This window comes from Parafrankia elaeagni (genome assembly GCF_000374165.1).
Taxonomy (GTDB): Bacteria; Actinomycetota; Actinomycetes; order Frankiales; family Frankiaceae; genus Parafrankia; species Parafrankia elaeagni.
Genome location: NZ_KB893743.1, coordinates 45,516 through 51,515, shown reverse-complemented (window position 1 = coordinate 51,515; position 6,000 = coordinate 45,516). Strand labels below are relative to the sequence as shown.

Genomic DNA, 6,000 nt, shown 5'->3' with positions numbered 1-6,000 from the left:
GTCGGCGTCGATCTCCGCACGGCCCCTGGCGATCGTTCCCTTCGCGACGCCGGTCGCCCGCGCGACCGCGGCAATGCCCCCATACCCCCAGGAACGCGCCTCCGCCCCCAACGCCAGCCGCCGGTCCCGCTCGTTCAACCGAGGCAACAGCACCTCAAGCCGTGCGGCCATCGCCGCGAACTCCACCGACCGGTCAACCGCCACAGCCCGGACTCTATCCAGGCAATCACACAAGCCGATCACGAACCGAACAAGAAAATCAAATTATTTCATTACAGTTCCTATTGGTGGCAGTACGCCGAAAAGAGACCGTCGATGGTCGAGGCGATCCGTAAAGTCGATAAGATTATCGTACTTGCTAAGGTCAGCAGGACCGTAATTCCTGTTATGGTCGAGGCAGATCAAGTCTTCGATCAGAAGATTGTCGTGTTCGTCTCTGACGAGACGGCATTGTTGGCGCTTCTTTCTAGTGCGCCTCACTACTGGTGGGCGTCGAGCCAAAGTGCGACCATGAAAGCAGATATCAGCTATTCGCAGACTGACGTCTTTCATACACTCGCGGTACCGCATTTCTCAAACGAGATGCGTCGCCTTGGTGCGACTCTAGGTGACACATCTCGGCACGTGAGACTCGCCCGGCAGCTTGGACTGACTAAAATTTATAATCTCGTTTTTGATTCGTCTTGCAAAGACCGCGATATTGCTGAACTTCGTGAGATTCATCGCCAAATCGACGAAGCTACCTTTCGTGCCTACGGTTGGGATGACATGATCGAGCGGGGACTGGATCACGGGTTTCATGTGGCCGGGAAATACATGCGCTACACGATCGGGCCGGGGGCCCAACAGGAGATGCTCGATCGGCTCCTCGAGCTTAACCGCAAGCGGTACGACGAGGAGGTTGCTCTAGGGCTACACGACAAGAGCATCGGAAAGAAAAGACCCAGGGGTGAGTCCGCCACTGTGGAGTCACTGGGTGCGGCGCTCTTCGACCTATAGCTTGTGCCGCTTGACTCTGTCGGAGAGGGGCTCGGACCGGGCGGCCAGGATAGGCAGAAGGCATCCCGGGAACATGCTTCGCTTCCGTCGACTGAACTCTATCGCCGAAGACCGGGACAGTCTTCGATACAGCTGGTTCGGGGGGAATCATGCGTCTCGCTGTAACGCGCCATCACGCCGAATTTGTGATCTTCGACGCTCCGAGTGGACGATGAGTCGGCGCCATCACGGCCGCGGGAATCACCGCCGCACCTGCCGGCCGTAGCGCCTCGAAGATACCCTCCAGTCGTCGTTGCCAAGACGCTCGAAGCGTGGGAGCGCGTCGTCGTGTACGAACTGCGGTGAGCTATGCGGCGGCTTCAAAATATGGCCACAAGTCAAACAAGTATAACGGAGATATGGTCCAGGTCGACGTCCGGCGGAAGGTGGCCATTGAGGCGACCGTGAGGAAATGCTCGCGATATTGCGCATACCCCACGGATCGCCACTTCCAGGCGTCGTGAGCGGCGCCTTTCAATGCCGCCGAAGAGTGGTTCCGGCGTCGGTTTTTACGGGGGGTTTCGGAAATGGGTAAGGTAAGATTTTCTATAGTCACCTGCGTGCTCGCTGGGGTGGCCGGGCTGACCGGCTGTCTGGAGGAGACGTCGGTCTCCTCGACCGGGACAACCGCCGGGCCGGCGCAGGGCACCGCCGGAGGCGGAGCGGCCGGGCAGGGCGCGGCGCCGGAGGGTACCCGGCAGGCCCAGTACGGGGAGGTCCTGGAAATCCACAAGGACGGCGAGGTCGCGGCGACCCTCAGCGTCGCCGAGCCGAAGCCGGTCGCGTCGTTCTTCAGCGGCGTCAGTACACCGACCAGCGGCCCGTCGTTCGCGACCTTCATGGTGTCGGTCACCTCGCAGCGGGCCGGTTTCGACGTCAACCCGTTCGACTTCTTCGTCCGCACGCCGGAGGGCGCCCGGGTGCAGCCGACGTTCGGCTGTGAGCCGGCGTTCAACGCGGCGACCCTCGGGGCGGGGGAGAGGTTCCAGGGCTGCCTGACCGTCGACGTCGCCCACGGCAACCTCGTCTACACCTCGAACCTGTTCCAGTCGGCCAGCCTGGCCGAGTGGCCCGCCTTCTGACCCGGCGCGGGGCGTGGGCCTATCTGCTCGGGCGGGCACTTCGCCGCCGCCCGGCCCCGTGGGTGACCTGGGCCGCCTTCGGCCTGTGCGCGGTGCTCACGGTCCTGGCGCTGGTCGTCAGCAAGCCCCTGACCGGCAGCGTCCTCACCTCGAACGCCGCGTTCAACCAGGACCGGGTGCAGCGGGACATCGCCGCCGAGATCAGGCGTTAGGCCGGTGTCTCCGTCACCGTGTCCTGCCCCGTGGACCCGCCGATGTCCGCGGGCTCCACGTTCCGTTGCGTCGCCGAAGGCGGCGGCGAGCGAACCTTCGTGCTGATCACGGTGGAGGACGACAGTGGCAGCTACACCTGGGTGACCCTCTGATCCCTTCGTCGGGGGCCAGAGCCCGAATTCCCACCTGCGACTGACCTGGTAGCCGGAAGAGCGCGGAGCGGTGAACCGCTGTATGTGGAGGAAAATCTTGTGATCGTGTTCTGTGGGCTGCTCGCGTGAACGGTTCCTCTCGCGGGCGTCGAATCATCTCCTGGATCACCCGCCACCCGAGACTGAGCGGCTGCATCGGCGTCGTCTTCGTCATCGCGATGATCGCGGGCAACACCGGCGACCAGGGAACCTCGGGTCAGGCGCCGGCCGCCGCGCTGGCCGGGCAGGCCACAGTGCCTGCGGGCCCGGAGAGCGTACTGATGCCGAACCTGGTGGGGATGAACCTTCGGGACGCCCGGTCCGCCGCTCCGGCCAACCATGCGGAACAGGATCTCTCACCGCGGGATCGGAGCGTTTTCGACCAGGACAACTGGACGGTCGCCGCGACGGTTCCGCCGGCCGGCACCAGGATTCTCAAGAACGACGAGGTCTTCCTCTTCTACCTGCGCAACCAGGAGTGGAGATGGTTCCAGGCCAACCCTGTGATGCCGGCGCTCCCAGCTGGGGAGATCTACCAGTCCTCCGATTCGTTTCCTGACATCCGGGAGCTTCTCGAGTACCGTTACGCCGAGGGAACGGCGCCGGAGCACGCACTCGATGCTCACCGTGCCCCTGCCGCCGCCAGCTCCATTCCCGGTGACCCCTCGGTCGAACCCGAATCCGAGTGGGGGCCGCGTGACCGGCTGAAGGTCGCATCAGGCGGAACCACCGCCGGCAGCCTGCCCGAAGCCGGACAACCACTTCGGCCGGGTCGGCTGATCACCATTCTGGTGAAACCCGTGGCACCTCCCCCGCCCTCGTCGGCGGAAACCTACGGCGGCGGGCCGACGGACCTGGACGGCAACGACGAGAACTACAACGTTCCGGGTGATGGGAACTGGAGCAGCGGTGGAGGTGGTCGCAGGGGCGGAGGCTTCTGCAGGAGCAAGTGGTGCTGAGGGGTTTCTGGTCAGGCCACGAAAAGAACTGGCCGGGAACCCGAAAATCTCGGATCTTCGTTTGTGTACCTGTTCCAAGGGGGAACCATGCAGAACATTAACCGGCGCGGGCTGCCGACCGGCGGCTCGCGGGCCGCCGTCGCGGCTCTGTTTCTTTCCGCGGGTCTGCTGAGCGGATGCGGATCGGGCTCCTCGGATGACGCCACGAGCGCCGGGGCGTCGGTCACGCCCAGCGCCAGCGTGACATCCTCGGAGACCCCGAGCACTTCCCCGTCGGCCACCAGCCTGCTGGCCACCACGGCCCCGCCGGTGGTCGCCGCCACCGTGCCACCGGCGGCGACCGCTCCTGCGGCGGCAGCACCGCAGGCTGCGGCCGCGCAGGCGGCACCTGCCCCACAGGCGGTCGCCCCACAGCAGGCTGCCGCCGCCCCGCCTCCGGCCGCCGCCCCGCCTCCGGCCGCCGCCCCGCCTCCGGCCGACAGCGCACAGAGTGTGTCCTACGCGAACTGCACCGAAGCCCGCGCCGCCGGTGCGGCCCCGCTCTATGAGGGCCAGCCAGGCTATTCGACGAAACTCGATCGTGATCATGACGGTGTCGCCTGCGAATCCTGATCGGCCGCAGCGCGCGGCACCTTGCCGAGACCTCGGCCGCAGGAACTGCACCGAGGCTCGAACGGCAGGTGTGGATGACGAGTCCGCCCATGGCGGATGCGTAGCCGGCGGTCGAGGTCGGCGGCCAGGTGCATGGCACCCGACCCGCCGGCCTCGCCGCGGGAAATCCCGACACGGGAGGCGAAGGTCCGTCCCCGTCCGAGTCTCCCTGCTGGGAAGCAGCGCGAGCACCAGCCCGACCGTGCGTCCCACCGCTGCACCGGAATAGCAGTGCATGCGGCGGTGTGCCCTCCGCTCGTCAGTGGCCTGCCGGTGACCGCTACGGTTCGTCGGAGAAGCGAAGCGGGATGTCGGTTGGGGGAACCGTGGGGAAGTACGACGGGCTGCGGGACCATCTGGCGGGTCTTCCGGCCGAGGTGACCGTCGAGGCGCTGAGCTTCGAGGCGGTGGAGAAGCTGGTGGGGGAGCTGCCGCCGTCCGCGCGGCAGCTCCGCAACTGGTGGGCGAACAACTCGCACACGCAGGCGGTGGCCTGGCGCGATGCCGGCTGGCACGTCGAGTCGGTGCATCCGGACGCCGGCCGAGTCGTCTTCGCCCGGGGAACGATCGGCGGCACCCATGCTGCCCGCAAGGCGGCGGAAGCGGCCGCGGCCGGGACAGCGGCGGCGAAGGCGGAGACAGTCGGTGAAGCAAAGACGGAGCCGGTCGGCGAAGCGGAATGGCCGGCCAGTGCCGGGACACGGGCTGTTGCGGGAACCGAGCGGCAGACCATTGATGCCCCGCCAGGCGTGGGCACATTGGACGGCGGGTTCTCGGAGGCGTCGGTGCAGGGGATGCTCGTCGCTCACCTGGTGCGGGAGGGCTGGGAGATCCGGCGGGTCGCCGAGACCGCGACGAAGGAGCGCGGTGTCGACATCCTGGCCGCCCGGGACGGGCGGACCCTGGCCGTCGAGGTGAAGGGCTTCCCCACCAGGGGCACCTATGCGGATCCGGCGCGAGCCGGCGAGGTCAAGCCGACCCAGCCCGGCACGCAGGCCCGGCACTGGTACGGGCAGGCGATCCTGCGGGCGATGCTCACCCACGGCGAGTTCCCGCACTACGAGGTGGCCATCGGCCTCCCCGACGTCCCGACCTACCGCCGGCTACACGAACGCACCCGCGTGAGTCTCGACCGGGCCGCGATCGGGGTCCTGTTCGTCGACGAACACGGCGAGGTGCGTTCCTGAACCGATCGCGGGTCGGTGGCGACCGCTCCGCCGCCACCAGGCGAGCGCCGGGCACGGCGCGGGCGGGTACCGTACCCCGGCCACGCCACTGACTGAGGCAGCCTTTCCTGACGCCGCCGTCCGGCGGTAGTCGGTGACTCCAGAAGAACAGGAGCTTCGAAAGTCTGCCCCCCGCCTCCAGCTGGCGTATAGGTCGCTGTTCGCTTTGCGTTGAATGATTGAGCGTGGATTGCTGGTGGCGGCGTCATTCGCCTGCGGGGAATGTGGCTCGGTAGTGGTCGCGAAGCAAACGCGGTGAGGGAGGCCTGTTTCGAGAGTTACCGTAGATCATCCCCCTGATGGGGTGGCCCCGCCCGGTGTTAGCGCACCAGAACGGGGCCTCAATCCGAACCCTGTAGCACCAGGAGCCCGAACCGTGACTCACACTATCCCACAGCATTCAGCGGTCGCCGGGCTGTACTCCTATGTTAGCTCGGTTCGGCTGGTCCCGGCCGTTGTCAGCGGGCGGGTGGTGTCGGTGCGGGTGCTGCGTTCGACGCTGGTCGGGATAGCCCACTATGTCGACGCGTCGGACTGGTCGGGCGCGTTCCCATCGATGATCACGCTGGCGGCGCGGGCCGAAGTGTCGGTGTCCTCCGCCCGTCGCGCGGTCCGTGGCCTGGAGGCGCAGGGCGTTCTG

General features: G+C 66.7%; 7 protein-coding genes and 1 pseudogene. 7 read left to right on the top strand and 1 reads right to left on the bottom strand.

The window, feature by feature from the left end:
- Positions 1-171: pseudogene (locus B207_RS0122185) on the bottom strand (ISAzo13 family transposase); the annotation flags it as partial.
- A 144-nt stretch (positions 172-315) separates the two neighbouring features.
- On the opposite strand from B207_RS0122185, the gene B207_RS40010 reads away from it, so the two are divergent.
- The 7 genes from B207_RS40010 to B207_RS37125 all read left to right on the top strand — a co-directional run bounded on the left by B207_RS40010 (position 316) and on the right by B207_RS37125 (position 5,321).
- A complete protein-coding gene (locus B207_RS40010) occupies positions 316-999 on the top strand; it encodes a type IIL restriction-modification enzyme MmeI (protein ID WP_154675539.1) in 684 nt (227 codons plus the stop codon).
- A 599-nt stretch (positions 1,000-1,598) separates the two neighbouring features.
- Positions 1,599-2,120, top strand: a complete 522-nt coding sequence (locus B207_RS0122175) for a hypothetical protein (protein ID WP_230205165.1) — start codon at positions 1,599-1,601, stop codon at positions 2,118-2,120.
- Positions 2,105-2,332: a hypothetical protein gene (locus tag B207_RS37130; protein WP_018638798.1), complete on the top strand. Its 228-nt coding sequence runs from the start codon at positions 2,105-2,107 to the stop codon at positions 2,330-2,332. Before B207_RS0122175 ends, B207_RS37130 begins: the two co-directional genes overlap by 16 nt.
- An 18-nt stretch (positions 2,333-2,350) precedes the next feature.
- Positions 2,351-2,485 carry a DUF4333 domain-containing protein gene (locus tag B207_RS38730; RefSeq protein ID WP_268258216.1) on the top strand — a complete coding sequence of 45 codons (135 nt, stop codon included), beginning with the start codon at positions 2,351-2,353 and terminating at the stop codon, positions 2,483-2,485.
- Between the two features lie 125 nt (positions 2,486-2,610).
- A complete protein-coding gene (locus tag B207_RS0122160) occupies positions 2,611-3,483 on the top strand; it encodes a PASTA domain-containing protein (RefSeq protein WP_018638796.1) in 873 nt (290 codons plus the stop codon).
- An 87-nt stretch (positions 3,484-3,570) separates the two neighbouring features.
- Positions 3,571-4,095: an excalibur calcium-binding domain-containing protein gene (locus B207_RS0122155; RefSeq protein WP_018638795.1), complete on the top strand. Its 525-nt coding sequence runs from the start codon at positions 3,571-3,573 to the stop codon at positions 4,093-4,095.
- 347 nt (positions 4,096-4,442) lie between these two features.
- Positions 4,443-5,321: a DUF7662 domain-containing protein gene (locus tag B207_RS37125; RefSeq protein ID WP_154675538.1), complete on the top strand. Its 879-nt coding sequence runs from the start codon at positions 4,443-4,445 to the stop codon at positions 5,319-5,321.
- Positions 5,322-6,000 lie beyond the last annotated feature (679 nt).

Excerpts from the sequence above, each read along its gene's own strand:
- B207_RS40010 (WP_154675539.1), top strand. The coding sequence starts at position 316 with ATGGTCGAGGCGATCCGTAAAGTCGATAAGATTATCGTACTTGCTAAG.
- B207_RS0122155 (WP_018638795.1), top strand. The coding sequence starts at position 3,571 with ATGCAGAACATTAACCGGCGCGGGCTGCCGACCGGCGGCTCGCGGGCC.
- B207_RS37125 (WP_154675538.1), top strand. The coding sequence starts at position 4,443 with ATGTCGGTTGGGGGAACCGTGGGGAAGTACGACGGGCTGCGGGACCAT.